Genomic DNA, 26,252 nt, shown 5'->3' on the forward strand with positions numbered 1-26,252 from the left:
TGACAAGCAGGAGTGAGCTATGAACGATTCGAAAGGGCAGACCCAATACGAGTCCATCCTGTTGCGGGTGCTGTGGATGGTGGTTTACCTGCTGGTCTGGCAAGTGGCGCAATTCATCCTTGGCGCCGTGGTACTGGTGCAATTGATCTATCGATTGATCTATGGCGCACCCAGCGCCAGCCTGATGAACTTCGGCGACAGCCTCAGCCAGTTCCTGGCCCAGATCGGCCGTTTCGGCACCTTCCACAGCGACCAGAAACCCTGGCCCTTCGCTGACTGGCCGAGCCCGCGCGCGCCGGAAGGCGAAGCGCCCCACGTCGTGGCGCCGGCGCCGCACCCTGTCCAGGATGAGGAGCCCAAGCTATGAACCTGTGGGTACTGCGTCATGGCGAAGCCGAGCCATACGGTGCCCGCCCCGATCCCGAGCGGGCCTTGACGGTTCACGGGCGTGAAGAAGTCCTGCGCAGTGCCGCCGAATTGATCGGCCGCCCGTTGACCGCCATTTATGCCAGCCCTTACCTGCGCGCCCAGCAGACTGCGCAACTGGTGCGTGAGGCGTTGGGGTTCGAACCGGAGTTGATCACGGTCGACTGGCTCAAGCCGGAAACCCGGCCCCAGACAGTCCTGGAGCATCTCGGGGATCGGGATGATGTGCTGCTGGTCAGCCATAACCCGTTGGTGGGCAGCCTGTTGGGCTTTGCGCAACACGGTCACCTGCAACAACCCGAGCGGGTGAACACGGCTGGTCTGGCTGAGCTGGAAGGTGACCTGCCGTTGGCCGGTGCGATGCGACTCAAGGGCCTTCGGCATCCATGAGAAAGACCGGGCCTTGCTGCCAGTCAAACCATATGACTTGTGGGAGCGAGCCTGCTCGCGATGAGGCCGTGTCAGTCGACATCCCTGTCAACTGACAGACCGCTATCGCGAGCAGGCTCGCTCCCACAGAAATATCGCTTGATCCTTGATTGGCCTTGGGGCCTTGCTCCCACATAAACATAAGGAAGGGTAACGATGAGTCTGTGGCGCACCACACCCAACATCGAACAACTGAACGCTGCCGCTAAAAACACCATCAGCGAGGTACTGGATATTCGTTTCGAGTCGTTCGACGACGAATCCCTGACCGCCAGCATGGTGGTCGATCACCGCACCCATCAGCCGTTCGGCCTGTTGCATGGCGGTGCTTCGGTGGTCCTGGCCGAAACGGTCGGCTCCATGGCCGCCTACCTGTGCGTGGACACCAGCAAGTTCTATTGCGTGGGCTTGGAAATCAATGCCAACCACTTGCGCGGTGTGCGCAGCGGGCGGGTGACGGCCACGGCCAGGATGGTTCATCTGGGCCGTACCACCCAGGTCTGGGACATCCGCCTGAGCAACGACGAAGGCAAGGTCAACTGTGTGTCGCGCCTGACCATGGCGGTGGTGCCGCTGGGCGAGCAACCGCCGGCGCGCTGATACCACAGATCCTTTGTAGCGACGGGATTTGTGGGAGCAAGGCTTGCCCGCGATGAAGCCAATGCAGTCTTTCAGAAATGTCGGCGTCTGCGTCGCGAGCAAGCTTTGCTCCCACAGGTGTCGTTGCCACAAAGTTTGCGGCTGGCCAGCCATAACGCCATAGCCCAAGCCAGACTGTCTTTGTAGCGAAGGGATTTGTGGGAGCAAGGCTTGCCCGCGATGAAGCCAACGCAGTCTTTCAGAAATGGCGGTGTCTGCGTCGCGAGCAAGCTTTGCTCCCACAGGTGTCGTTGCCGCAAAATTTTCGGCTGGCCAGCCATAACGCCATAGCCCAAGCCAGACTGTCTTTGTAGCGAAGGGATTTGTGGGAGCAAGGCTTGCCCGCGATGAGGCCAACACAGTCTTTCAGAAATGGCGGTGTCCGCGTCGCGAGCAAGCTTTGCTCCCACAGGTGTCGTTGCCACAAAATTTGCGGCTGGTCAGCCATAACGCCATAGCCCAAGCCAGACTGCCTTTGTAGCGAAGGGATTTGTGGGAGCAAGGCTTGCCCGCGATGAAGCCAATGCAGCCTTTCAGAAATGGCGGCGTCTGCGTCGCGAGCAAGCTTTGCTCCCACAGGTGTCGTTGCCACAAAATTTGCGGCTGGCCAGCCATAACGCCATAGCCCAAGCCAGACTGTCTTTGTAGCGAAGGGATTTGTGGGAGCAAGGCTTGCCCGCGATGAAGCCAATGCAGTCTTTCAGAAATGGCGGTGTCTGCGTCGCGAGCAAGCTTTGCTCCCACAGGTGTCGTTGCCACAAAATTTGCGGCTGGCCAGCCATAACGCCATAGCCCAAGCCAGACTGTCATCATTCCTGTCAGTTACGGTCATTGCCGCGCCACCGGCTTCTACGGACAATCGGCCTCAGTTCCCTCAATGGATCGGCTGTCATGTCGCAACAGGTGTTTTTCACCCACGCCAATGGTTTTCCCTCGGCCACCTACGGCAAGCTGTTTGCCGCACTGGCGCCGCAGTATCAGGTCGCACACCTGGAGCTGCATGGCCATGACCCACGTTTTCCGGTGGACGATAACTGGAACAACCTGGTGGACGAGCTGATCCATCACCTGGAACAACAGCCGGAACCGGTGTGGGGTGTCGGTCACTCCCTGGGCGGTGTCCTGCACCTGCACGCGGCCTTGCGCTGCCCTCGGTTGTACCGTGGCGTGGTCATGCTCGACTCGCCGGTCCTGACCCGCACGGACCGCTGGGTGATCCTGGCGGCCAAGCGTCTGGGCTTCATCGACCGCCTGACCCCGGCCGGCCGGACCCTGGGCCGGCGAGAGGAGTTCGAGGACCTGGAAGCGGCCCGGCAATATTTTTCCGGCAAGACCCTGTTTCGCGGTTTCGACCCGGATTGCTTCGACGCCTATCTGCAACATGGCCTGCAACAAGTCGGTGACCGCCTGCGACTGCGCTTCGATCCAGCCACGGAAATCAGCATCTACCGCGGCGTGCCACACACCAGTCCCGGTCGGACCCGCACGCTCAAGTTGCCCTTGGCGGTAGTGCGAGGCCGACAAAGCCGCGTGGTGATGCGTCATCACGCTCGCTCGGTGGGCAGCATGCCCCTGGGCGAGTCCTTGAGCATGCCCGGCGGCCATATGTTTCCCCTGGAGCATCCTCTGGACACGGCTGACCTGCTCAAGGGGCTGTTCCAACGTTGGCAAGGGCGCAGCGCATGAACGGAGTCGAGGAAGTCCGCCTGAGCCTGCCCCACATCGAACTGGCAGCCCACCTGTTCGGACCGGAAGATGGGCGCCCGGTGATCGCCTTGCATGGCTGGCTGGACAATGCCAACAGTTTCGCCCGCCTGGCCCCCCGGCTGGAGGGCTTGCGGATCATTGCCCTGGACATGGCCGGTCATGGTCATTCGGGGCATCGCCCGCCCGGTGCCGGCTACGCCCTGTGGGACTATGCCCATGATGTGCTGCAGGTCGCCGAGCAACTGGGCCTGCAACGTTTCGCCCTGCTGGGGCATTCCCTGGGCGCGATCGTGTCGCTGGTGTTGGCCGGGTCCCTGCCGGAGCGGGTGACGCACCTGGGGCTGATCGACGGCATCATTCCGCCGACGGCCCAGGGCGACAACGCGGCCGAACGCATGGGCATGGCCCTGCAGGCGCAGCTCGATCTGCAGAAAAAGACCAAACCGGTCTACAAAACCCTCGACCGGGCCATCGAAGCCCGCATGAAAGGGCTGGTGGCGGTCAGCCGCGAGGCCGCCGAGCTGCTCGCCCAGCGTGGCCTGATGCCGGTGCCGGGTGGCTACACCTGGCGCACCGACAATCGCCTGACCTTGCCCTCGCCGCTGCGCCTGACCGACGAACAGGCCATGGCCTTCGTGGCGCGGGTCGGTTGTCCCGCCCATCTGATCGTGGCAGCCGAGGGCATGCTGGCCCGGCACCCCGAATTGCTGGAGCGTCTACCCTTCAGTCATGAACAATTGCCCGGCGGCCATCATTTGCACCTGAACGACGAAACCGGTGCCGTGCTTGTAGCAGACTGTTTCAATCGGTTCTTCAGCACTTCTTGACTTGCGCCGGGCAACTCTCGAGGCTGGGCGGGTTGAAAGGGAGACCACCATGACAGAGCTCTGTTTACCCGCCTTGTGGCGCAGGGACGACGCCGGTTTCGTCCACGAGCGCCAGGCCAAGTCGATCCGATGAAATCATTCGTTCATTCACTTACCTGGTTGGCGCTGGCCTGCATCAGCCCGGCGTCTTTCGCCGCCGATGTACCCGGCAGCCGGGACCTGGAGCGCGTGCCGCGCCTGCCCGATGCGCAGATTGTCGATTATCGGCAAACCAGCGACGTCGAGCGCATCTACCCCCTGGGCTCGATTCGCAAGATCAGCGGCCAGTTGCGTTTCGACGGGCAGGTCGATGGCCGCGGTGCCGTCACGTCGGTGACCTATGAGCTGCCGCCGGAACATTCCGCTACCCAGGCCTTTACCGTCGCCCGCGAAGCCTTGCAGCAGCAAGGTGCCGAGCTGCTGTACTGGTGCCAGGCCCGTGACTGTGGGGAAAGCAGCCTCTGGGCCAACGAAGTGTTCGGCAACGCCAAGCTCTACGGTGCCGACAACGGCCAGGCCTATCTGTTGCTGCGCCTGGCGCCACCGGCAGACAACACCTTGATTGCGCTGTACGGCATCACCCGCGGCAACCGCAAGGCCTACCTGCATGTCGAGCAGTTCGAGGCGAGCGCTCCCCTGGGGGACTTGCTGCCGACCTCCGCCACCCTGCTGCGTCAGCTCAAGGACACCGGCGTGCTGGATTTGCCACGTCTTGCCGGCGAGCCGGACGAGACCTGGCTACGCCTGCTGGCCCGGGCACTGAACCTGGACACCGGCCTGCGGGTCAGCCTCGCGGGCCCCAAGGCCGAGGCCTGGCGCCAGGCGCTGGCGGAGCAGGGGGTTCGCGAGGCGCGGATGGAGGCGGCCGGTGATGGCAATACGGCGGGCCTTCACCTTGAGTTGCTGCGCTAAGCTGTGCCGGGCGGCAGGCGTTGCGCCGCTGCCCCGGTCCTGTTCATTCTTCGAGACTTTTCATGCTCAATAACGATCGGCTGTTGGTGCAGATCCTGCTCCTGGTGTTGTTTGGCGCAAGCCTGTGGGTCATGGCTCCGTTCTGGTCGGCGCTGTTCTGGGGGGCGGTACTGGCCTTCGCCAGTTGGCCGCTGATGCGGCTGCTGACCCGCTGGGTCAATGGTCGCGAATCCCTCGCGGCGGCGATGCTGACGGTGGGCTGGATGTTGCTGGTGGCGGTGCCTCTGGTGTGGTTGGGTTTCAACCTGGCCGATCATGTACGCGATGCCACGGCGTTCATCAGGGACGTGCAGGTCGATGGCCTGCCCGATGCCCCGGCCTGGCTGGGTGGCTTGCCGCTGGTGGGTGGGCGGCTCGTCGCTATCTGGAACAGCGTCGACCAGCAGGGGGCGGCGATGATGGTTTCCATCAAGCCGTATCTGGGGCAGGTCGGCAACTGGCTGCTGGCCCGCAGCAAGCAGATTGGTGGCGGCATGCTCGAGCTGACCCTGAGCATCGTGTTCGTGTTCTTTTTCTATCGCGACGGCCCGCGCCTGGCGGCGTTTGTCCACGGCCTGCTCGAACGCCTGATCGGCGACCGTGCCGGTTACTACATCGAACTGGTGGCCGGTACCGTGCAACGGGTAGTCAACGGCGTGATCGGCACCGCCGCCGCCCAGGCCCTGCTGGCACTGATCGGCTTCCTGATCGCCGGAGTGCCGGGTGCGTTGGTACTGGGCATCGCCACCTTCCTGCTCAGCCTGATTCCCATGGGACCGCCGCTGGTCTGGATCCCCGCAACGGCCTGGCTGGTGTGGAAGGGCGAATATGGGATGGCGATATTCCTCGGCATCTGGGGCATGTTCATCATCAGCGGCGTGGACAACGTGCTCAAACCCTACTTGATCAGCCGTGGTGGAAACCTGCCATTGGTCATTGTGTTGCTGGGGGTGTTCGGTGGATTGATCGCTTTCGGCTTCATCGGCCTGTTCATCGGCCCCACGCTGCTGGCGGTGGCGTACAGCCTGCTGACGGATTGGAGCAAGAGCCAGGCGCGGTGATTCGGTATGGGTAATTAAGTGTGGTGAAAGATTTATTTGTGGTGGAGGGATTTATCTGTGGCGAGGGGATTTATCCCCGTTGGGCTGCGCAGCAGCCCTAAAAAGCTGGCGCCTCGGTATTCAGATTGCTTCTATGTAGGCAGTTTGGGGCTGCTACGCAGCCCAGCGGGGATAAATCCCCTCGCCACAAGTGGGACTGATCAATGAGCCTGGCGCTTGTGAGTCCAGGCTCTTAGGGCATCAGGTCGCCAGGTTCAGATGTTTCCCCACGCTCGCCACGTCATCCAGCGAATACTGCCGACTGAGGTTGGCGATCATCCTGTTCAGCGCTTCGCTGACGCTGGATTGAGTGGTGGAGCTGTCGCTGGATTGCAAGACGCTGGTCAGTTCGCTGGCGGTGGCGCTGTCGTCACCATCGCTGTCGAGTTGGCTGAACAGCCCTTCACTGGAGGCCTGTTGTGGCGGCGGCGGTGACGGTGCGAGGCTGGCGTCGAGTTCGTCGAGGCTGACGGTACCGTCCTCGTTCTTGTCCAGTGCCGAGAACACTTGCGTGCTGTCGGCGCTGCTGCCGGCGCTGGAAAGGCTGTTGCTCAACTCGTCGCTGCTGACTGAACCGTCGCCGTCTGCGTCCAGGACGCTGAGCAGCGCATCGGCCAACTCGGTGTTTGGCGGCCGGTCACCTGGAGGCGGTGGCGGCGGGGCCATTGCGGCCATTTCATCGGCGCTCAGGTCACCGCTGCTGTCACTGTCCAGGTCAGCGAAATTGTCGCTCAGGCTGACTAGGATGCCGTTGTCACTCTTCTGCGACAGGGCCGTGCTCAGTTCATCCTGGTCGACCGAGCCATTGCCGTTGCTGTCGAGCTTGCCGAGCAGTTCCTTTTGGAACTGTTGGCCGCGGGCATTGTGGGTCGCGGTACTGTTGAGGCTGGTGTACGTCGAGTAGCTGCTACTGCTGACGCTGCCGATCATGGGCACTCTCCTTGGGGTGAAATAGCCGGTGGGTGCACCGGCTTATGCAGCCTCGGCGGGGCAGTTGTCGTGGGTATGTGGGGTTTGTACCGGGGGCAGTACAAAACCCTGGCTCATCCGGGGCCCCTGTGGGAGCGAGCCTGCTCGCGATTGCGGTTGATCAGCTATCCATTCATTGGCTGACTTACCGCTATCGCGAGCAGGCTCGCTCCCACAGGTGGCTTGGCACACAGGGACTCAAGCGCGAGGCAGGCGAATGACAGCGGTCAGCCCGCCGCCCGGCGTTTCTTCCAGGCTCAGTTGCCCGCCCAGGCGTTCCGCGGCTTCCCGGGCGATGGTCATGCCCAGGCCGACGCCGCCGGAGTTGCGGTTGCGTGAGCCTTCCAGGCGATAGAACGGCTCGAACACCGCCTCGCGTTTGTCCTCGGCGATTCCCGGGCCATGGTCGATGACCCGGATCAGTACCTGCAAGCCCTGGTCCTCCAGGGCAATCGACGCGTGCCCGGCGTAGCGCAAGGCATTGTCCATGAGGTTGTTGAGGCACGAGCGCAGCGCCATGGGTTGCACCTGCAAGGGCGCGCAGGAACCACTGAATTGCACGTCGGCGCCCTGGTCCTGGGCGTTTTCGCTCAGGGATTCCACAAGGGCCTGCACGTCCATCCATTGCAGCGCTTCGCTGGTGCGCTGTTCGTGCAGGTAGGTCAGGGTGGCGTCGAGCATGCCGATCATGTCGTCCAGGTCCTGGCGCATCTGGCCTTGCAGCTTGATGTCGTCGATCTGTTCCAGGCGCAGTTTCAGCCGTGACAGTGGGGTACGCAGGTCGTGGGACACCGCCCCGAGCATGCGTGAGCGCTGCTGAACCTGCTCACGAATACGCTTTTGCATCAGGTTGAACGTATGGGCCGCCTGTCGGGCCTCCCGCGGGCCGGTTTCGTCCAGCGGTGGGCTGTCGAGGTCCTCGCTCAGGCGTTCGGCGGCATCGCTCAGACGCTGGATTGGCCGGGTCAGGAGTTTGGCGCCGTACCAGGCCGCGATGATCAGACATATGAACTGGAACGTCAGCGGCACCACGGGGCCACCGAACCAGGGGCGGGGCCGGGGCTCGGGCGGCGGAGCGAAAGGGGAGGACACAAAGGGTGGTGGTCCGTCACCGTGTCGGGAAAACTCCGGAGGTGGGCCGGGAGGTGGCGGCTGGTCGTAGTGGATGAACCAGGCAAAGGCCAATAGATGGGCCAGGACGATCGCCAATAGCAGCACGCCAAACAGGCGGCCGAACAGGGAGTCGAGGCGCAATCGCATCAGCCGATGTCCCGCGCGTCGAACAGGTAGCCCTCGCCACGCACGGTCTTGATCAACTGCGGGGCCTTGGGGTCGTCGCCCAGTTTCTGGCGCAGGCGCGAGACCAGCAGGTCGATGCTGCGGTCGAACGCCTCGATGGAGCGTCCACGGGCGGCGTCCAGCAGTTGTTCGCGGCTGAGCACCCGACGCGGTCGTTCGATGAAGACCCACAGCAGCCGGAACTCGGCATTGGACAATGGCACGACCAGCCCGTCGGCGGAGATCAGCTGGCGCAGCACGCTGTTGAGCCGCCAGTTGTCGAAGCGGATGTTGGCGCGTTGCTCGGTGCGGTCGTCGCGCACCCGGCGCAGGATCGTCTGGATCCGCGCCACCAGTTCCCTGGGCTCGAATGGTTTGGCCATGTAGTCGTCGGCGCCCAATTCCAGGCCGATGATACGGTCGGTGGGTTCGCAGCGGGCGGTGAGCATCAGGATCGGAATATCCGATTCGGCGCGCAACCAGCGACATAACTGCAAGCCGTCTTCCCCCGGCAGCATCAGGTCGAGCACGACCACATCGAAATGCTCGGTCTGCATGGCGTGGCGCATGCCCGCGCCATCGGTGACGCCGCTGGCGCGAATGTTGAAGCGGGCCAGGTAATCGATCAGCAGTTCGCGGATTGGCACATCGTCATCGACGATCAGCGCGCGGATGCTCCAGCGCTTGTCATCGCCTGAGGCCAGTTGGCCGCCAGCCTTTGCAACAGGGGTGTTCTGCATGGGTGCATCATCTGCCAGGTAAGCTGCCAACGGCAAAGAAGGCGGCGAGGTTGTGGCTCCAGCATAGGCTTCAGGCCGTAGGGCGTGAAGGGCTGGAAGGACGGGGTGCGGCGGCGGACGGTAATGGGCTGGCGTATTGCCCGGATGTCTTGAATGTATCGGCTTGGACACAAAAGGCACAATTGTCCATGCTCACCAGGGCGCGATGATGATTTACCGATCATCGGGTCCCGCACGGGCGCTGGTTCCGCTACAATGCGCGCCGATTTCGACTTGCCTGAGAGCCCGCTCATGTCCGCCTGCCAGACGCCTATCATCGTCGCCCTGGATTTCCCTACCCGTGACGCCGCCCTGAAGCTGGCCGACCAGTTGGACCCCAAGCTTTGCCGGGTCAAAGTCGGCAAGGAACTGTTCACCAGCTGCGCGTCGGAGATCGTCGGCACCCTGCGTGACAAGGGGTTCGAAGTGTTCCTCGACCTGAAATTCCACGATATCCCCAACACCACCGCCATGGCCGTCAAGGCTGCCGCGGAGATGGGCGTGTGGATGGTCAATGTGCACTGCTCCGGTGGCCTGCGCATGATGGCGGCCTGCCGTGAAGTGCTGGATCAGCGCAGTGGCCCGAAACCGTTGTTGATCGGCGTGACCGTGCTGACCAGCATGGAGCGTGAGGACCTGGCGGGGATCGGCCTGGACATCGAGCCTCAGGAGCAGGTGTTGCGCCTGGCGGCGCTGGCCGAGAAGGCTGGTATGGACGGCCTGGTCTGCTCGGCCTTGGAAGCCAGTGCCTTGAAAACGGCGCACCCGTCGCTGCAATTGGTCACCCCGGGTATCCGTCCGGCGGGCAGCGCCCAAGACGATCAACGCCGTATCCTGACCCCGCGCCAGGCGCTGGATGCAGGCTCCGATTATCTGGTGATCGGCCGTCCGATCAGCCAGGCGGCGGATCCGGCCAAGGCCCTGGCGGCGGTCGTGGCCGAACTGGCCTGATCCCGCACTGAAAACCAATGTGGGAGCGTGCCTGATCGCGATGAGGCCGTGTCAGTCGACATCCCCGTCAACTGACAGACCGCTATCGCGAGCAGGCTCGCTCCCACAGGTTTTTGGATCGTGACCGGTCAGACCTTGAGGACGAGTTTCCCGAAGTTCTCCCCGCTGAACAATTTGGTCAGCGTCTCGGGAAATGTCTCCAGCCCTTCGACAATGTCTTCCTTGCTCTTGAGCTGCCCCTTGGCCATCCAGCCAGCCATTTCCTGGCCGGCGGCGGCGAACTGGGCGGCGTAGTCCATGACCACGAAGCCTTCCATGCGCGCCCGGTTCACCAGCAGAGACAGGTAGTTGGCGGGGCCCTTCACCGCTTCCTTGTTGTTGTATTGGCTGATGGCGCCACAAATCACCACGCGGGCCTTGAGGTTCAAGCGGCTGAGCACAGCATCCAGGATGTCACCGCCGACGTTGTCGAAATACACATCGACGCCTTTGGGGCATTCGCGTTTCAGGCCCGCCTGAACGTCTTCGCTCTTGTAATCGATGGCACCGTCGAAGCCCAGTTCATCGATCAGGAACTTGCATTTGTCGGCCCCACCGGCAATGCCCACCACGCGACAGCCTTTGATCTTGGCAATCTGCCCGGCGATGCTGCCCACCGCACCGGCGGCACCCGATAGCACCACGGTCTCACCGGCCTTGGGGGCGCCGACGTCCAGCAGCGCAAAGTAAGCGGTCATGCCCGTCATGCCCAAGGCGGACAAGTAACGGGGCAACGGCGCGAGTTTCGGATCGACCTTGTAGAAACCCCTTGGCTCGCCGAGGAAATAATCCTGCACGCCCAGTGCACCATTGACGTAGTCCCCGACCGCAAAGCCTGGGTTGTTCGAGGCAATCACCTGGCCCACGCCCAACGCGCGCATCACTTCACCGATGCCCACCGGCGCGATATAGGACTTGCCCTCGTTCATCCAGCCGCGCATGGCCGGGTCCAGGGACAGGTACTCGTTCTTCACCAGGATCTGACCGGCCGCCGGTTCGCCGACCGGTACTTGCTGATAAGTGAAAGTCTCGCGGGTCGCGGCGCCCACCGGGCGTTTGGCGAGCAGGAACTGGCGATTGGTCTGGGCAGTCATGGTGGGTACTCGAGATGAAATGAAGCTTTGTTGATAGCCCTTCGAAGCGCTTGTCGCAAGGTTTGCCGGGGTAGCGAATGCAGACCGATACAACCCGGTGATAATACCGCCGGGGCTGTTATCACTGGTGTCCATGCATGCCTAACCGGCACCTGGATAGTGCTGCTGCGCCATGCATGGCTGTGGCTACACTGGCGCCACCCTGCATCCTTCAAGGAACTGATCATGAGCATGACGTTTTCCGGACAAGTCGCCGTAGTCACCGGTGCCGCCGCGGGCATTGGCCGCGCCACCGCCCGTGCGTTCGCCACAGAGGGCCTGAAAGTCGTAGTGGCCGACCTGGACGTGGCGGGTGGCGAGGGCACGGTGCAGTTGATTCGCGAAGCCGGCGGCGAAGCGGTGTTCGTACGCTGCGACGTGACACTGGAAAGCGACGTGCAGAACCTGATGAACGAAGTGATCAGCACCTACGGTCGTCTCGATTATGCCTTCAACAACGCCGGGATCGAGATCGAGAAGGGCAAGCTGGCCGACGGCACCCTCGATGAGTACGACGCGATCATGGGCGTCAATGTGAAGGGCGTCTGGCTGTGCATGAAATACCAGTTGCCGCTGTTGCTGGCCCAGGGTGGCGGTGCCATCGTCAATACCGCTTCGGTGGCTGGCCTGGGCGCGGCGCCGAAAATGAGCATCTACGCGGCCTCCAAGCATGCCGTGATCGGCCTGACCAAATCGGCCGCCATCGAATACGCCAAGAAGAAGATCCGTGTGAACGCGGTCTGCCCGGCAGTGATCGATACCGACATGTTCCGCCGTGCCTATGAGTCTGACCCGAAGAAGGGCGAATTCGCCAACGCCATGCACCCGGTAGGACGTATCGGCAAGGTCGAGGAAATCGCCAGCGCCGTGCTGTATTTGTGCAGCGATGGCGCAGCGTTCACCACTGGCCATTCGCTGGCGGTGGACGGCGGTGTCACGGCTTTCTGAAGGCGGTGGGTTGTAGGAAAAAGCCCGCGCTTGCTGCGGGCTTTTTCTTGGGCGGCCGGAAATTCCCTAGACCTGCCCATCAATGTGTTTCAAGGCATGAGAATCGACCCTTTTGGCGACGTTGTCGTACATCGTCCGGCGACACCCTGTGCTTAACTTCCATCGGGAAACCGACTGTTTCTGGAAATAAAACAATCGCTTAGGAGCTTGGTTACTCATGGAGTTGAGAATCGACCGGCAGGCCCTGGTGCCTGTCGTGCAGCAAATCGTCGACGCGCTGGCCGGCTGGATTCGACAGGCTGAGGTGCAACCGGGGACTCGTCTGCCCTCCATCCGTCAATTGGCGCGGGAGAATCTGCTCAGCCAGTCCAGCGTCAATGAAGCGTGTGAACGCCTGGTTGCCCAAGGGATATTGTCCTCCCGTCATGGCTCGGGCTTTTTTGTCGCATCACCTTCTTCGATCAGGCCAGAGCCTTTCGACAAGGGTGTGCTGGACGACGTGCAGGGTGTTCGGGTCGATTCAGCCGACAATGTGCAGTGGGAACTCAAGTTGGGCAGTGGCGGATTGCCCGAACGTTGGCGTGAAAGCGATGACCTGGCCTATGCGATTCGCCAGGTCTCCCGCACCGACATGGCGGGGCTGTTCAACTACAGCACGCCGCAGGGATTGCCTGCTCTGCGTGAACAACTGTCCAGGCGGCTGAAGCAGCTCAACATCAATGTAGATGAAAACCTCATCCTGACGACGACGGGGGCGACCCACGGCCTGGACCTGATCGTGCGCACATTGTTGCGGCCGGGGTGTTGCGTCGTGGTGGAAAGTCCCGGCTATTCGAAGCTGTTCGAGCTGCTCAGGCTCCACGGGATCGACATGATCGAGTTACCCAGGACACCACGGGGCCCGGATGTCGATGCGTTGCAAGCGTTGTTGGCGACTCATCGGCCCAGCGCCTTGTTCATCAACAGCGCGTGTCACAACCCAACCGGCAGTTGCCTGGCGCCGGCCGTGGCCCAGCGGCTGCTGCAATTGACCCGCAAGCACGCCGTGCTGGTCATCGAAGACGACGTCTATGCCGACTTCCAGAGCACGACGCGGACCCGGCTGGCAGCGTTGGATGCCGACGTTCTTTACGTGGGCAGCTTCTCGAAAACCTTGAGCAGTTCCTTGCGGGTCGGGTTCGTGGTGGCCGGAGCTGCGATCATCGAGCGGTTGAGCAAGGTCAAGGAGGTCACCAGCATGGGCGGTTCGCGGTTCTGTGAATCGGTTGTCGCCGGCCTGTTGGCCAACGGCGCCTATCGCAAGCTGGTCCAGCGCCAGCGGCAACGCCTGGGGACCGATATGGCGGCGGTGCTCCAGGTACTGGAAGACGCCGACTGGACGGTCTTCGGCAAGCCGGCCGGCGGGCTGTTCATCTGGGCACGTCCGCCCATGTGCGACTACGCTGGATTACAGCGCCTGGCCAAGCGGTTCGGCGTGCTACTGTCTTCGCGTACGGCGTTCAGCCCTTCGGGTGTCGACAGTGACTGGCTACGGATCAACGTAGCCTATGCCCGGGATTCCAGAGCGCTGGCGTTCTTCCGGGCCACGGGTCTGGATCGACCTCAAGCGTTCTGAAAACGACGAGGCCGTAGCTTTTTGCCATTATTCCGACGCCAGCATCTTGTGCGATGGGGTGTCTCGTTGCGAATCTGCGATTACACACACTGGCAGAGGACTGAGCGCAATGATTTCGGCCGTGCAGAGACGTTTTGCCAACCTGGGTATGGCAAAGAAGTTGGGGATCGGGTTTGTCGTGGTGCTGCTGCTCACGGCTGTCGTGGCGGCCATCGGCGTCTGGTCCTTGCAAACCATCAGTCAACGCTTCGATGGCTTGAAGCAGATGTCCTCGCTCAGTAGCGAGTTGCTCAAGGTCCGGCTGCTTGAACGGGACTATGCATTGCGCTCCGATCCCAAGACGGTCGATGCCCTGCACCAGGGCGTCGACAGCTTGATTGCCAAGGCAAACGAACTCAAGGCGCAGTCGGCTGCCAATGTGCCGGTGATGAACGATGTGGAGCAGGCCCTTGTGGCGTATCGCAAGGCGTTCGACGAGTTCGTCGGATTGAGCCAGAGCAAGGACCTGGCGCTGGATATGGCCAGTTGGTCGGTGTCCAGCGTCGCCAATAACCTCGATGTGTTGCGGGCGGGGTTGGCGGATGATGGCACCTACACGTTGAAAGACACCCAGGGCAAGGAGGGCGCCGAGTTCGTCGAACAAGCCAACCAGGTCAGCGAGGTGTCGCGGTTGATGCTGGTGGCCATGAATGAGGCGCGGGTGCGCCTCGATCAGACCCGCAAGGGCAGCGAGGACGCCGGGCAGGGCCAGATCGAACAGGCCGAGCAGGCCATGAAGCAGGCCGAAATCCTCAAGACCGCGATCAAGGATCCGGGCTACCAGACCGTCATCAACGAAGTGGCCGGGCACATCGCTGGATTCAGCGAGAAGCTTGCCGAATACACCGGTCTGCTGGCCCAGGAGAAGGTCATCTCCGGGCAACTGCGCGAACGGGCTGCCCAGGTGGTGGAGCGGGTTGACCAGGCCTATGCCGCCGAAGACCAGGCCATGCAGGCCGAGTTGAAAAAGAACTCGTTGTTGATCATCGGTTCGTCGGCCCTGGCGTTGCTGGTGGGGTTGATTGCGGCCTGGGTCATTACCCGACTGATCGTGGCACCGTTGCGCAGCGTCATTCGTGTCGCCCAGCAAATTGCCGGAGGGGACTTGACTGCAACGGTCGACGTGACGCGCCGGGATGAAATAGGGCAGTTGATGCTGGCCATGCAGCAGATGGGAGCGGGACTGAGCAGTATCGTCAGTGGGTTGCAGTCCGGGATCGAGCAGCTGGCCAACTCCGCCCAATCCTTGTCGGCCGTGACCGAACAGACCAACCTGGAAGTCAGCAGCCAGAAAGAGGAAACCGAGCAGGTTGCCACGGCCATGAACCAGATGACCGCCACCGTGCACGATGTGGCGCGCAATGCCGAAGAAGCGGCCCAGGCGGCCCAGACCGCCGACGACAAAGTCGAAAGCGGTCAACAGGTGGTGCGTCAGAGCATGGTGCGTATCGAGCAACTGGCCGACTCGGCCACGTCGGCCAGTTCCAGCATCGAAAGCCTCAGCGCCGAGATCCAGAACATCGGCACGGTATTGAGCGTGATCAAGAGCGTTGCCGAGCAAACCAACCTGCTGGCGCTCAATGCCGCCATCGAGGCGGCTCGTGCCGGTGAGCAGGGCAGGGGGTTTGCGGTGGTGGCCGATGAGGTGCGGGCCCTGGCCAAGCGCACACAACAATCGACCGAGGAAATCGAGCGGTTGGTGAGCGCCTTGCGTTCGGCCGCCCAGACGTCCGTGCAGCAGATCCAGAGCAGCGGCGAACTGGTGAAGATGGCGGTCAGCGATGCCCTGCAGACTGAAAGTGCCTTGGGCAGCATTGCGGCAGCCGTGTCGTTGATCCAGCAGATGAACCAGCAGATCGCTGCCGCAGCTGAACAGCAGAGCTCGGTCGCCGAAGAAATCAACCGCAGCGTTACCAGCATCCGCGCCAGTGCCGATCAGTCCTCCCTGGCGATGCAAGGCAACGCCGCGTCCAGCATTGAACTGGCGCAGTTAGGTGTCGAGCTGAAGGGGATGGTGGGGCATTTCAGGTTGTGACGTAGGCAGCTTGAGACCATAACCTGTGGCGACGAGGGGATTTATCGAAATGTCGCATCGCCCCGCTGGGCCGCGAAGCGGCCCCAAAAACCTGAACACTCGGTGTATCAGTTAATAACGTAGGGCTGCTTCGCAGCCCTGCGGGGATAAATCCCCTCGCCACAATAAGGTTCGACTTGGCCTCAGTCGTAAACCTTTTTCTTCTTCCACTCATCGTTGATTTCGTCTTCCTTCAAACCTTCGGTCAGCTGATTGACTTCACCTTCGGCCGCCTTGGTGCTGGCCAGGACCATGGCATTGACGCGGGCCAGGAGTTTCTCGAGGTAAGCCAGCTGCTCGGCGTAGAGCTGTGGTTCCTGCTGTTTACGCAGGTATTGCACGCCACGTTCAAATGCCAGGCGAGCCTGCCCAGGTTGCTCCTGCTGCAGGGCCTGTTGGCCGAGGTTGTTGAAGAACTCGATGTGCAGCAGCACCAGAATGTGCCGGACTTCGCGGATCCAGCGCTTGGCTTCGTTGGGCGGCAGGAACCCGTCCTGGGCGGCGCGGGTGATCTGGCCGTGCAAGGCCTCGAGCAGGAACCGCACGTCCTTGGCCTTGGCTTCGGTCTGGATCGGTGCCGGAGGATTGTTCACCGGGATCGATTCGCCCTGGGCCGCCAGGGCGTTCAGTTCGTCCAGGCGCGCCTTCACCGCCGCATTGGTCTTCTCCATGCCCAGCAAGCGCTGGCAGACGTTAATCTCAAGGCGGGTGATCAGCAGCTTCAGGGACGGAGTCATCAACTGGCCGGGGAAGGTTTCGGTGAGCTCGCCGCAACGACGCAGCCGGTCGTTGAGCTCGATCTTGGTACGGGCCTTTTCCAGCTTGTTGTTTTCCGCCACATGGTTCATATAGCCAATGGCGATCAACAATGCGATCCCGGCTACGACGAGCAGGGTGATCATGAGTGGTGTCACCGGTAAGACCTCTTTAATAGGGTTCGCATGGATCAGTGTAGTGGCTAGGCTTTTAAGCGCATAGGCCCGAGCGACGAGATTAGACGGGCGTGCTGCTTACCAGGGGCACGGTAGCGTAGATGCACATTGCCACTATTTGCCGGGCGCGACTATAACGTCTTGGCGGGCGACAGAATATAGGCGTCAGAGACTGGACAGGCAAAATCTGCGAATCGCTCCTCAAACCGGTCGAAGTCATTGATTTAAATAAATTTATATCTGGGGGTTGACGACCCCTCAATCCATCCATAGAATGCGCGCCACTTACAGCGTAAAGCACTCAGCCAAGCGCCATAAGCAGTGAATGTTGTACGTGTGTCCCCTTCGTCTAGTGGCCTAGGACACCGCCCTTTCACGGCGGTAACAGGGGTTCGAGTCCCCTAGGGGACGCCAATGCGGGAATAGCTCAGTTGGTAGAGCACGACCTTGCCAAGGTCGGGGTCGCGAGTTCGAGTCTCGTTTCCCGCTCCAATTTTAAACAATCCTGCTTTCGAGCAGGGTTGAGTGAAACCAGAAACGATACCTTCGGGTTCGGATCTGGGCACTGGAACACACACCATGTGTTCCGGGCAGCGTGTCCCCTTCGTCTAGTGGCCTAGGACACCGCCCTTTCACGGCGGTAACAGGGGTTCGAGTCCCCTAGGGGACGCCATTTGCGGGAATAGCTCAGTTGGTAGAGCACGACCTTGCCAAGGTCGGGGTCGCGAGTTCGAGTCTCGTTTCCCGCTCCAAATTCAAAAAAACGCCGCTCATTGAGCGGCGTTTTTTTATGCCTGTGAAAAAGCCATTTCAATCGGCGCCGGACCGGCCCAGGTGCTTTAGACGAACAATTTGCATGTGTTTTAGGGCGTTGGCCTTATCACCTTAATAATGAAGGGAGGTTTGGCGAACTACATGCAAAATTACCGGAAAAGCACGTAGGAAAATTAATAATTAATTTCTAAAAAAATGCCGTTCTCCTAACCTTCCAGTACCGATTCTGGAGGTGCATCTATGTTGATTTTCGTTAAATCGATGGTCATTGGGCTTTGTATTGCGGCCCCTGTGGGGCCCATCGGGCTGTTGTGTATACAAAGGAGTCTCATGCTTGGCTGGAGAGCCGGTTTTGCGACAGGGTTGGGGGCGGCCACCGCCGATTCGATCTATGGATTCATAGGGGCGTTGGGGATCACCGCTATCATCGCGACGCTCATCAGCTTCAAGCCCTGGTTATGTATTCTGGGAGGGCTGTTCCTCGCTTACATTGGTTACCAGACAATACGCTCGAACAGCAATGCGACCGCCATGAGGGGCGAGCGTGCCAACATGTTCAAGGCTTACTCGACCACGCTGTTCCTGACCTTGTCGAACCCCATGACCATTTTATCGTTTATCGCGATATTTGCCGCCCTGAGCGATGGCATGGCCAGCGAACAAGGCAGTCAGCACTCAGTGCTGCCCATGGTGACCGGCATATTCCTGGGCTCGGCCGTCTGGTGGTTAGGACTGAGCGGCTTCTCCTCCATCTTCAAGGCCAGGATCGCTCAATCAAAAATTAAATTGATCAACTACTTTTCCGGGGCAACCATCAGTCTGTTAGGGGCGTACCAAGTGGCAACCGGCGTGATGCTGGCCACGGGAGTTTGAGAAGGTTTCCCCATTCGGTGAATGATGCCGATGTCTCAGTCCCCTTCAGTCAGGAGGGGACTTTCCCCAGCCTGGACTCAACGTAGGTTTTGAAACGACCTATCGCCTGTGTGGTTTGTGTGGCTGTGGCATTACTGAACGACAGCCTGACTTGATTGACCGCTTCGTTCGTCACTGAGAACAGGGACGTGGGGAATACAATGACCCTGAAGTCCCTGGCGCATTCGTTCATCTCAGCCTGTCCGAAGACAAAAGGCAGGTGCACATTGATGAAGAAGCCGCCCGCCGGATGATTCCAGGTGACGGTTGGTTGGGAATCGCCTTTGGAGGGGAAGGCACGCTCAAGGCATTCAAGCATGTGCTTCCTCTTCTGTGTGTAAGACAGCACTCTGGGTTGGTTCAGACTCTTCAGCGAGTAATTGTTTTCGATCAGCAAACCGCCGACGACCGCTTGGCACAGGGCTGGAGTGTTGACCGTGATCAAACTTTTGGCTTTGCACAACCTGGCGCTGAAGGGCATGACTCCTGCGCCTTCCGGAGCGACTACGTAGCCCATGCGCAAGCCCGGGAAAATCGATTTGGAAAACGAGCCGAGCAGGAATACTCGACGGCTGTCCATCGACCTCATCGATGCAATCTCATCTCCCTCATATCGGAAGTAGCGGTATGCCGTGTCTTCCAGGATGAAAAAATTCAGTTCATTGGCTAAGCGAAGCATCGCCTCCCTGGCGGGATAGGACAGGCTGTCGGCAGTAGGATTGCTAAAGTCTGGAATCGCATACAGTGCGCGTATTTTTTCCCCTTTGGACTCAAGCTCTTCAGCCAATCTGCGCAGGGCGGTTGGATCGAGAAAAGTCACCATGGGCACGGGGAGCATCTTTATACCCAGCAGTTTTGCAATGCCTGTGACCCCGGAAAACACAGGATCTGGCACCAGTAAAATGCCGCCTCCTTCAAAGAGCGATAAGAGCGTCAAAGTGCACGCTTCCTGGAAACCCATGCACACCACGATATTTTCGGGATTGGAAATTGTTATCGCTTCATCTACGTACAGGTAGTCGGCGATTATTTCATTGATGATCCCGGAGGTTTTTCCATATTGGCAAAGCAGTGTCGTTAGTGAGAGTTCGGTGCTGGCGATGTGTTGTCGATAGCGGGCCAATCCCTTGTCGATGAGCGCGGGGTCGCAGTACTCGTCGTCAGGTCGCCCGGAAGCCAGTGATATAGCCGCTGGGTTTTCCTGGGCAATCGTATTCAGAAGATGAATGACGTTGAGGATAGGGTGTTCGAATAGCGTATTTTCGACGGCGTTGGACACGCTCGCTTCTCCATAAAAAAAGCAACGAGCGCTTTGGGCGCCCGTCGCTCATGACTGACAGCCGTTACGCAGGATTGAGTGAACGTGCCTGGTCAACCTTGTTTTCCATGGCTTCGAATGCCTGCAGCAGGTCCTCTTTAAGGTCCTCGAGGTCTTCCAGGCCAAAGCACAATCGAACCAGGCCCTTTTCAATGCCCATGTCCGCTTTTTCCTGTTCCGTCATCGAGGCATGGCTGCCACTGAACGGCTGCGCAACCATCGAGGTCACACAGGCCATCCCCGTGCCTGTGCCAAACCATTTGAGGGCGCTGGTGAAGGTTTTGTAGAAGGGCACCAGGTCGGGCCGGATATCGACAAACACAATGCCGCCATAACCCGTCAGCTGCTTGCCATCGATGCGTGGGTAATAGACATGCTCGATAAAGGGCAGTTCGCGCAGGTAATTGAGCATGCTCAAGGTCGTATGGCTGTGTTTCTCCATGCGCAGGTTGAACGTCTGCATGCTTCGGCGAAGCAACCATGCGCTATTGGGGGTCAATATCGAGCCTGAATAAAAGCGGCCTTCAAGCAGGCGGTTATAGATCGCCTGATCATTGACGAGCACCAGTCCACCCATGACATCGCTATGCCCGGAGAAGTATTTCGTCGCACTGTACAGCGAGATATCGGCGCCAAAGTTCAGCGGCTTCTGATAGATCGGCGTGGCCCAGGTGTTGTCGACGATCACCAGGGCGTCTGGATTGTTTTGTTTGACTGCTTTGCTGACCTCATGGATATCAATGTCTTTCAGGAAAGGATTTGTCGGTGTTTCGAAAATGACCATGTCGACGTTGGGTGGCAACGCTTTCAGGCCGGCTTCTGTGGTGAGGTCCAGGATCGTCAGCTGCGCACCGATGCGTGCAGCGTATCTCTGGAACAGCTTGTAGGAGCAGCCATAGATATATTTGTTGATCACCAGTGACCCACCCGGTTTCAACAGTTCCAACACCATGTAGATAGCGCTCATCCCGGTGCTGTAGGCCAAGGCATATTCGCTCCCTTCAAGGGACGCGACCACCTGTTCCAATTCAGTCACATTGGGGTTGGCCTTTCTCGAATAGAAGAATGCCGAGTCAGCACTGAAGGCGCTGCATTGATAAATCGGTGTGACCGAGGGGTGAGCGTCTCGATCATCGACTTTGATATGAAGTATTTCCGTGGACACGTTCATGCCTGGGTCACCATTTTGATGACCTGTTCGTACATGTTCTGCTTGCCCTCATAGCCAATGGTCGGCGTAATGTCGTTTTGCGAAATACCAATCTCTTCGATCGATTCGGTTGGGAAGTGAGCCCTGTCGAATACTTCATGAAGGTTTGAATTCACCCCGTCGGGTAGCCAGACCTCAGGCCCCGACTCGTCGATTCGGGCCTTGGCGATAATGAATCGATAGCTTTCATGGGGGCGCAATGTCAGTGATTTCCAATCGCTGTTGAGCCCGTCGGTGTAGTTGCGCCGCAGGTAGACGGTCTGTTCGAAGTCTTCGGTATTCAGCACCTGGGCGTGCAGCGACACGATATCCCCGTGCCACTCGAATTTCCGCTTCTCGTAAGCAGACAGCGCGTCCTCTTGCATCCCGACCGGGGTATTGGCTTTGTATTCGCCCAGCAATTTGAAATGCGCATCATGGCCGCACTGAGAGCAGCAGCCTTTGCTGTCCAGTCCGATGATTTCGGCGTTCAGGCCGTAGCGGGTAACGAGCAGGGCGTTGCAGTTATTGCAACTGGTATTGGTGCCCTCGACATCATTCACGTTCCCCAGGTAGACATGCTCGACGCCCATGCTGCGGGCGACATCCCGAGCCTTCAGGAGCCTGTCCACGGGCGTTCGAACGCTATTGCTCATTTTGTAATCGGGGTGGAATCTCACGAAGTGCAGGGGCACGTTCGGCCCCAGTTCATCCAATACCCACTGGCTGATTTTTCTGGCGGTGTCTTCATCGTCGCTGATGTCGGTCACCATCAAGGTACTGACTTCAACATATTTACCGGCGTCGTAGACTTTCTTGATACCAGCCAGGACCGGCTCAACCCAGCCCGTGGTGACTTTCCGATAGTATTCGGGGGAAATCGATTTGAGCGAAATCGAGAAAATATCAATGACCGGCAACAATTCATCAATGGCTTCTTCACTGATGAAGAAGGCTGATTTATACAAGTTGATCAGGCCCGCTTCCTTGGCCAGTTTTGCCGTGTCGAGGATGAATTCATGCCAGACCACTGGATCGTTATACGTCCAGGAGAGGACGCGTATCCCGTGCTTGAGCGCGGTCTCCACAACCTGTTCCGGGGTGTAGTAATACACATCCTTGTCGGTTACATACTTGGCTTGCGAGGTTTTCCAGTTATGGCAATAACCGCAGTTGAGCATACAACCAATATTGCCCAGGGAAAGAATCCGCTCGCCCGGGGCAAAGTGGAAGACCGCCTCGGTTTCGATCGTCTCTTCAGTGCTGTGAACGCCTTTCCCGTAATTCAATGTAACGAGTCGGCCGCCTCGATTTCCGCGAACCTTGCAGAAACCTAACTTGCCCTCCTGGATGACACAGTTGCGTGGCGAAAGATGACACTTTACGGCTCCCCCCGGGAGTAGTTCTTCCAGTTTTGCCGGGGTGCTTTCCAAGGTCCAGTTTTTATTTTTTGTAGTGTCCATCTCTCATTTCCTCATTGCGAAAGTTGCCAACAACATCATCGGTTAAAAAGTCGAGGCGAAACAGTTCAGCCGCCATAAGTGGCAGTCATTTTGTTGTAATCAGTAAGCGGACGAAGCGCGGATCAAGCCATGGTTCTTGAGTGAGAAACGCCGGGTATTCATGTTCATGAACGGTTGGATAAGTGGGCCGATTACCAATAAGAAGGCAATTGTTCCCACACCGAAAGGGCCCCCCAACAACCAGCCACTTGAAAAGATACCGATTTCAATGATCATTTTGGCTTTGGTGAATGACCAGCCCCATTTGGAAACCATGGTCAATACCACCAGATCCATGATCCTGATACCAATACCGCTCATGATGATCAGCGCAGACGAGTAGGCACACAGGATCAGTCCTATCGCCAGTAAAGTGTACTCATTGACTCTGACAATCAAGTACTCGCCCATTCCCAACACCGACCACAAGTCAATCAGCAAACCTGTCAGCGTGGTGGTAATGAATGGACTGATCGGCGGGTACTTTTTGTTCCAGAGCATCCACCATATTAGAAAGAACAAGGAGACGATAGCCGAACACGCGCCCATTCCAAGGGCAAATAGTTTATCTATCGAAATGATCAGGACATCTAAAGGATCGGTTCCCAGTTGGCTGATAATGAAGCACTTGGCACCCACCGAGAAAAGTCCGACACCCATCAGGTACATCAGCAGCTGATCCCTTTTGAAATTCCGCAGATCTAGGACTTGCGTTCCAACATACTGGGCGAATGGATGTGACTTTCTTCCACACTTTATTTTTTCATCTTCCATGCGAACACCATCCCTGGAGAGAAATATTTTATTATGCAGTGCGTCATGCCAAAGAGGAGGCTATTGATTGCCCGGATTCTTTTTAGGCTTTTCAGGCAGGAAATAGGCTAGCACTCTGCTTTATTTTGGTGCATGATTTTTTTAATGAAAAACGCGGGCTTTTCATTAAATTTTACAGTTCTTACCGAGAGAAACGCACATGGACCGTATAGACATAAAAATCCTGGGGAAGGTACAGGACTGTGGCCGCATTTCCATCACGGAACTTTCCAAGCATGCGGGTCTTTCTATTCCTGCCACCACTGACAGGTTACGCAAGCTGGAAGACTCTGGGGTCATCAAGGGCTATAGCGCACAGTTAGACCCCACCAAGCTTGGGTACGGCATCTCGGCTGTCGTCGGCATCACCACCCTCAAGCCGGCGAAAGCCAAATTGATAGCGACGCTCCAGGACATTCCCGAGGTCGTGGAGTGCCTGCACATCACGGGTAACGACTCCTACCTGATCAGGATCTATGCCAAATCGATGGCTGAGATCGAGGCGATCATTGCCAATATCAACGCGTACGGAGAGACGCGCACCAGCATTGTCTTGTCAGTTCCTATCGAGAGAAGAAAGCTCGCCCCTTGAGACGCTTGAACACCAGCCATCGCATCAAAACGCCCGTCAGCCCTCCAGACTGTGCACCAGGCTCTCAAGCGCCTCCATGCTGGCTTCTTCCTCCGGCGCCGATGGCGTGACAGCCGTCGTGCGCACCTGCCGCGCCAGGCGGTATTCGCTGGGGGTGCAGTTGGCGTACTGCTTGAAGGCGCGGGCAAAGTAGGACGGGTCCTTGAAACCGGCTTCGTAGCCAATGCTGGTGATGGGCATTTCGCTGTTATCCAGCAGTTCCTTGGCAAAACTCATGCGCTTGTTCAGGACGTAGTCGGTAAAGCCCAGCCCGTTGGCTTCCTTGAACAGGCGGCTGAAGCGAAACGTGGTCATGCCGCAACGCTTGGCCAGGTCTCGCTGATCGATGCTATCGCGAAAATGCTGGTCGATGTACAGCAGGATGTGGTTGAGGGCCTGGTGTTTCTGGTGACCGGAGGTCAGGCGAATGCTGTCCGGCAGGGTGGGGGAGTGGTCGATCAGCGAGGTCTTGCCGCGACTGCCGGTATTGCGCCGCAACTCGCACAATTGCATCACCGCTGTCAGGTAGCGCTTTCTCTCGGTGGCTGAAAGGGGCAGGACCATGTATTCCCAGACATTGGAGCGCATGGCCCAGACCGCCAGCTCTTCAGAATGCTGCACGGTGAACATGGTGATGGGAATGGTGGGCACGGTCCGCTTGATCTCCAGCAACCGCCTCAGGCCCGGGGTGTCCGGCCGGTCGAAATGAATGCAGATCATGTCGACCTGCTCCCCACCCGGCAGCGTGGCGTTGGTGGCCAGCGTGCAATGGCAGGCTTGCTCGAACTGGATGGCGAGTTCCTTCGTGGACCGATCGTGAGTCAGATCGAACCACAACAACCTTGGCTTTCCGGTCAGATTCGACGTCATGTGCCTACTCAGTGGTTCTTCCTGCCCTTTAGCCGGAAGTATCGTCAATGTGCTATCACCGCGCCGAATAAATTCTTATCAAAAGCCAAGTTTTTATCGCCATTCCATCGCGACGGCTCCCGCGACCCCAGCGGATGACCTCGCGCAAAATAATCCTAGCGATGTGCAAAATCCTCCTAACGGCTATGCCGGCCTCCTGACTAGGGTTGCATCAGGCAGTTCGCAATGTACTGCCCTTGAAAAACAACCCCGATGAGGTGTGCGAAATGACTCTTCAAACTATCAAGGCTTCGGTACTGAAGTTCGCCAAAGATGAAGATGGCCTGACCATTGTGGAATACGCCGTGGCCGGTGGGTTGATCACCGTATTGGTGGCCGCTGCCTTCGTTCTTCTGGGCGGTGCCGTGAATACCAAGATCCGTGCGCTGTGCCAGGCCGTCAACGGCAACGTTGCCTGCTGATCGCAACGCTTTGCGATAGGGGGACACGGCAACTTTTACGGAATCACGCTTGCGACTCTTTTGCAGTGAGTACAACGAATACCTCAAATGGACTTGGCGCTGTCCCCAACTACTAAGTTCATGGCCGTATTACTTCCGAATGTGAGGTAAATAAAATGACTCTGCACACAATCAGAACTTCGATCCTCCGGTTCGCCAAAGATGAAGAAGGCTTGACCATCGTGGAATACGCGGTGGCGGGTGGCTTGATCACGGTGCTGGTGGCGGCGGCATTCGTCCTTTTGGGCGGCGCGGTGGATACCAAGATCCGGGCACTTTGCCAGGTCGTCAACAGCAACGTTGCCTGCTAACGAAACTGCAACCGGGAGACGCGCCATGTCCATGGAATTGCTGGTGTCGACATCAATACTGCTGGGACTGCTGGGCGTGGCGGTGGTGAGCGATCTGCTCCGCCACCGCATCCCCAACTCACTGGTCCTTCTGGGGCTCGCCCTGGGGCTGGCCGGTCAGGTCTACACGGGCGGGATCAGCGGCTTGGGCGATAGCCTGCTGGGCCTGCTGATCTGCTTCGCGTTGTTCCTGCCGATGTACGCAGTCGGTGGCATGGCGGCCGGTGACGTCAAGTTGATGACCATGGTCGGCAGCTTCCTGCCATTCCATTACGCCTTATGGGCTGCATTGTTCAGCCTGATCGCCGGCGGTGTGTGCGGATTCCTGATTGTCCTGGTCCGCGGCCAACTGCTTCAAACCCTCGGGCGTTACTGGCTGATCGTTCGGGCCCAGTCCTACCTGGCGCCCACTTCGGACGAAGTGGCCGGGAAACCCTTTCCTTATTCGATTGCGATCCTGATCGGCACTTTGAACAGCGTCTACTGGCAACTGGTTGCCGGTGGCTGGGGAGGCTAGT

General features: G+C 59.1%; 25 protein-coding genes, 4 tRNA genes and 2 pseudogenes. 21 read left to right on the plus strand and 10 right to left on the minus strand.

Features of this window, described 5'->3' with window-relative positions; translation table 11 throughout:
• Positions 1–19 precede the first annotated feature (19 nt).
• From FGE05_RS24660 to FGE05_RS24710, 7 genes are all read left to right on the plus strand, one after another.
• Positions 20–367 carry a DUF4389 domain-containing protein gene (locus FGE05_RS24660; protein WP_139649060.1) on the plus strand — a complete coding sequence of 116 codons (348 nt, stop codon included), beginning with the start codon at positions 20–22 and terminating at the stop codon, positions 365–367.
• Positions 364–816: a histidine phosphatase family protein gene (locus tag FGE05_RS24665; protein ID WP_139649063.1), complete on the plus strand. Its 453-nt coding sequence runs from the start codon at positions 364–366 to the stop codon at positions 814–816. The genes FGE05_RS24660 and FGE05_RS24665 overlap by 4 nt, the downstream gene beginning before the upstream one ends.
• A 195-nt stretch (positions 817–1,011) precedes the next feature.
• Positions 1,012–1,455, plus strand: coding sequence for a hotdog fold thioesterase (locus tag FGE05_RS24670; protein ID WP_041024931.1), 444 nt, complete (start codon positions 1,012–1,014; stop codon positions 1,453–1,455).
• A gap of 930 nt (positions 1,456–2,385) precedes the next feature.
• Positions 2,386–3,180 (plus strand): alpha/beta fold hydrolase, encoded by a 795-nt coding sequence (locus FGE05_RS24695; RefSeq protein ID WP_139649064.1) that lies wholly within the window; start codon positions 2,386–2,388, stop codon positions 3,178–3,180.
• Positions 3,177–4,028, plus strand: coding sequence for an alpha/beta fold hydrolase (locus FGE05_RS24700; RefSeq protein ID WP_139649066.1), 852 nt, complete (start codon positions 3,177–3,179; stop codon positions 4,026–4,028). Before FGE05_RS24695 ends, FGE05_RS24700 begins: the two co-directional genes overlap by 4 nt.
• Positions 4,029–4,157: 129 nt before the next feature.
• Entirely contained in the window at positions 4,158–4,979 is an 822-nt protein-coding gene (locus tag FGE05_RS24705; RefSeq protein WP_139649069.1) for a DUF4892 domain-containing protein, read from the plus strand.
• A gap of 62 nt (positions 4,980–5,041) precedes the next feature.
• Entirely contained in the window at positions 5,042–6,079 is a 1,038-nt protein-coding gene (locus FGE05_RS24710) for an AI-2E family transporter (RefSeq protein WP_139649071.1), read from the plus strand.
• Between the two features lie 240 nt (positions 6,080–6,319).
• On the opposite strand, the gene xopAW is transcribed toward FGE05_RS24710, so the two are convergent.
• From xopAW to FGE05_RS24725, 3 genes are all read right to left on the minus strand, one after another.
• Positions 6,320–7,048 (minus strand): XopAW family type III secretion system calcium-binding effector, encoded by a 729-nt coding sequence (gene xopAW, locus FGE05_RS24715; RefSeq protein ID WP_139649073.1) that lies wholly within the window; start codon positions 7,046–7,048, stop codon positions 6,320–6,322.
• A 237-nt stretch (positions 7,049–7,285) separates the two neighbouring features.
• The gene (locus tag FGE05_RS24720) at positions 7,286–8,347 is read right to left on the minus strand and encodes a HAMP domain-containing sensor histidine kinase (protein ID WP_139649075.1); all 1,062 of its coding nucleotides are present in this window, start codon (positions 8,345–8,347) and stop codon (positions 7,286–7,288) included.
• On the minus strand, positions 8,347–9,105 hold the full coding sequence (locus FGE05_RS24725; RefSeq protein WP_139649077.1) for a response regulator: 759 nt from the start codon (positions 9,103–9,105) through the stop codon (positions 8,347–8,349). Before FGE05_RS24725 ends, FGE05_RS24720 begins: the two co-directional genes overlap by 1 nt.
• 291 nt (positions 9,106–9,396) lie before the next feature.
• Here FGE05_RS24725 and pyrF point away from each other — a divergent pair, with 291 nt between their 5' ends.
• On the plus strand, positions 9,397–10,095 hold the full coding sequence (pyrF, locus tag FGE05_RS24730) for an orotidine-5'-phosphate decarboxylase (protein WP_175363785.1): 699 nt from the start codon (positions 9,397–9,399) through the stop codon (positions 10,093–10,095).
• A gap of 128 nt (positions 10,096–10,223) precedes the next feature.
• Here pyrF and FGE05_RS24740 read toward each other — a convergent pair whose 3' ends face one another.
• Positions 10,224–11,228, minus strand: coding sequence for an NADP-dependent oxidoreductase (locus tag FGE05_RS24740; protein ID WP_024776953.1), 1,005 nt, complete (start codon positions 11,226–11,228; stop codon positions 10,224–10,226).
• A 225-nt stretch (positions 11,229–11,453) separates the two neighbouring features.
• On the opposite strand from FGE05_RS24740, the gene FGE05_RS24745 reads away from it, so the two are divergent.
• From FGE05_RS24745 to FGE05_RS30505, 4 genes and pseudogenes are all read left to right on the plus strand, one after another.
• On the plus strand, positions 11,454–12,215 hold the full coding sequence (locus FGE05_RS24745; protein ID WP_139649081.1) for an SDR family oxidoreductase: 762 nt from the start codon (positions 11,454–11,456) through the stop codon (positions 12,213–12,215).
• Positions 12,216–12,432: 217 nt separating this feature from the next.
• Positions 12,433–13,830 carry a PLP-dependent aminotransferase family protein gene (locus tag FGE05_RS24750; protein ID WP_139649083.1) on the plus strand — a complete coding sequence of 466 codons (1,398 nt, stop codon included), beginning with the start codon at positions 12,433–12,435 and terminating at the stop codon, positions 13,828–13,830.
• A 148-nt stretch (positions 13,831–13,978) separates the two neighbouring features.
• Positions 13,979–15,043: pseudogene (locus FGE05_RS30500) on the plus strand (HAMP domain-containing protein); the annotation flags it as partial.
• A 264-nt stretch (positions 15,044–15,307) separates the two neighbouring features.
• A pseudogene (locus FGE05_RS30505) lies at positions 15,308–15,904 on the plus strand (methyl-accepting chemotaxis protein); the annotation flags it as partial.
• Between the two features lie 182 nt (positions 15,905–16,086).
• Here the strand turns inward: FGE05_RS30505 and FGE05_RS24760 are convergent.
• Positions 16,087–16,845 (minus strand): hypothetical protein, encoded by a 759-nt coding sequence (locus FGE05_RS24760; RefSeq protein WP_139649087.1) that lies wholly within the window; start codon positions 16,843–16,845, stop codon positions 16,087–16,089.
• Positions 16,846–17,213: 368 nt separating this feature from the next.
• Between FGE05_RS24760 and FGE05_RS24765 the strand changes: the two genes are divergently transcribed.
• From FGE05_RS24765 to FGE05_RS24785, 5 genes are all read left to right on the plus strand, one after another.
• Positions 17,214–17,289, plus strand: a tRNA-Glu gene (locus FGE05_RS24765).
• A 2-nt stretch (positions 17,290–17,291) separates the two neighbouring features.
• Positions 17,292–17,367: transfer RNA gene (locus FGE05_RS24770), tRNA-Gly, on the plus strand.
• Between the two features lie 105 nt (positions 17,368–17,472).
• Positions 17,473–17,548 (plus strand) — tRNA-Glu (locus FGE05_RS24775).
• Between the two features lie 3 nt (positions 17,549–17,551).
• A tRNA-Gly gene (locus FGE05_RS24780) sits at positions 17,552–17,627 on the plus strand.
• A 262-nt stretch (positions 17,628–17,889) separates the two neighbouring features.
• Entirely contained in the window at positions 17,890–18,522 is a 633-nt protein-coding gene (locus FGE05_RS24785; protein WP_139649089.1) for a LysE family translocator, read from the plus strand.
• 49 nt (positions 18,523–18,571) lie between these two features.
• Here FGE05_RS24785 and FGE05_RS24790 read toward each other — a convergent pair whose 3' ends face one another.
• The 4 genes from FGE05_RS24790 to FGE05_RS24805 all read right to left on the minus strand — a co-directional run bounded on the left by FGE05_RS24790 (position 18,572) and on the right by FGE05_RS24805 (position 23,344).
• Complete coding sequence (locus tag FGE05_RS24790) at positions 18,572–19,840, minus strand: PLP-dependent aminotransferase family protein (protein WP_139649091.1); 1,269 nt, start codon at positions 19,838–19,840, stop codon at positions 18,572–18,574.
• Positions 19,841–19,904: 64 nt separating this feature from the next.
• Positions 19,905–21,050 carry a PLP-dependent aspartate aminotransferase family protein gene (locus tag FGE05_RS24795; protein WP_139649093.1) on the minus strand — a complete coding sequence of 382 codons (1,146 nt, stop codon included), beginning with the start codon at positions 21,048–21,050 and terminating at the stop codon, positions 19,905–19,907.
• Positions 21,047–22,531 (minus strand): AmmeMemoRadiSam system radical SAM enzyme, encoded by a 1,485-nt coding sequence (gene amrS, locus FGE05_RS24800; RefSeq protein ID WP_139649095.1) that lies wholly within the window; start codon positions 22,529–22,531, stop codon positions 21,047–21,049. The genes FGE05_RS24795 and amrS overlap by 4 nt, the downstream gene beginning before the upstream one ends.
• A gap of 99 nt (positions 22,532–22,630) precedes the next feature.
• On the minus strand, positions 22,631–23,344 hold the full coding sequence (locus FGE05_RS24805; protein ID WP_139649097.1) for a YitT family protein: 714 nt from the start codon (positions 23,342–23,344) through the stop codon (positions 22,631–22,633).
• A gap of 199 nt (positions 23,345–23,543) precedes the next feature.
• Between FGE05_RS24805 and FGE05_RS24810 the strand changes: the two genes are divergently transcribed.
• Positions 23,544–23,975 carry an Lrp/AsnC family transcriptional regulator gene (locus FGE05_RS24810; RefSeq protein ID WP_041021680.1) on the plus strand — a complete coding sequence of 144 codons (432 nt, stop codon included), beginning with the start codon at positions 23,544–23,546 and terminating at the stop codon, positions 23,973–23,975.
• 36 nt (positions 23,976–24,011) lie between these two features.
• Here the strand turns inward: FGE05_RS24810 and FGE05_RS24815 are convergent, their stop codons facing one another.
• Positions 24,012–24,884, minus strand: a complete 873-nt coding sequence (locus FGE05_RS24815) for a DNA-binding response regulator (protein ID WP_139649099.1) — start codon at positions 24,882–24,884, stop codon at positions 24,012–24,014.
• A 266-nt stretch (positions 24,885–25,150) separates the two neighbouring features.
• On the opposite strand from FGE05_RS24815, the gene FGE05_RS24820 reads away from it, so the two are divergent.
• The 3 genes from FGE05_RS24820 to FGE05_RS24830 all read left to right on the plus strand — a co-directional run bounded on the left by FGE05_RS24820 (position 25,151) and on the right by FGE05_RS24830 (position 26,251).
• On the plus strand, positions 25,151–25,345 hold the full coding sequence (locus FGE05_RS24820; RefSeq protein WP_008070254.1) for a Flp family type IVb pilin: 195 nt from the start codon (positions 25,151–25,153) through the stop codon (positions 25,343–25,345).
• 155 nt (positions 25,346–25,500) lie between these two features.
• Complete coding sequence (locus FGE05_RS24825) at positions 25,501–25,695, plus strand: Flp family type IVb pilin (RefSeq protein WP_139649100.1); 195 nt, start codon at positions 25,501–25,503, stop codon at positions 25,693–25,695.
• Between the two features lie 25 nt (positions 25,696–25,720).
• Positions 25,721–26,251 carry a prepilin peptidase gene (locus tag FGE05_RS24830; RefSeq protein ID WP_139649102.1) on the plus strand — a complete coding sequence of 177 codons (531 nt, stop codon included), beginning with the start codon at positions 25,721–25,723 and terminating at the stop codon, positions 26,249–26,251.
• The last annotated feature ends 1 nt before the right edge of the window (position 26,252 follow it).

Source organism: Pseudomonas sp. ICMP22404, from assembly GCF_006227205.1.
Classification (GTDB): domain Bacteria; phylum Pseudomonadota; class Gammaproteobacteria; order Pseudomonadales; family Pseudomonadaceae; genus Aquipseudomonas.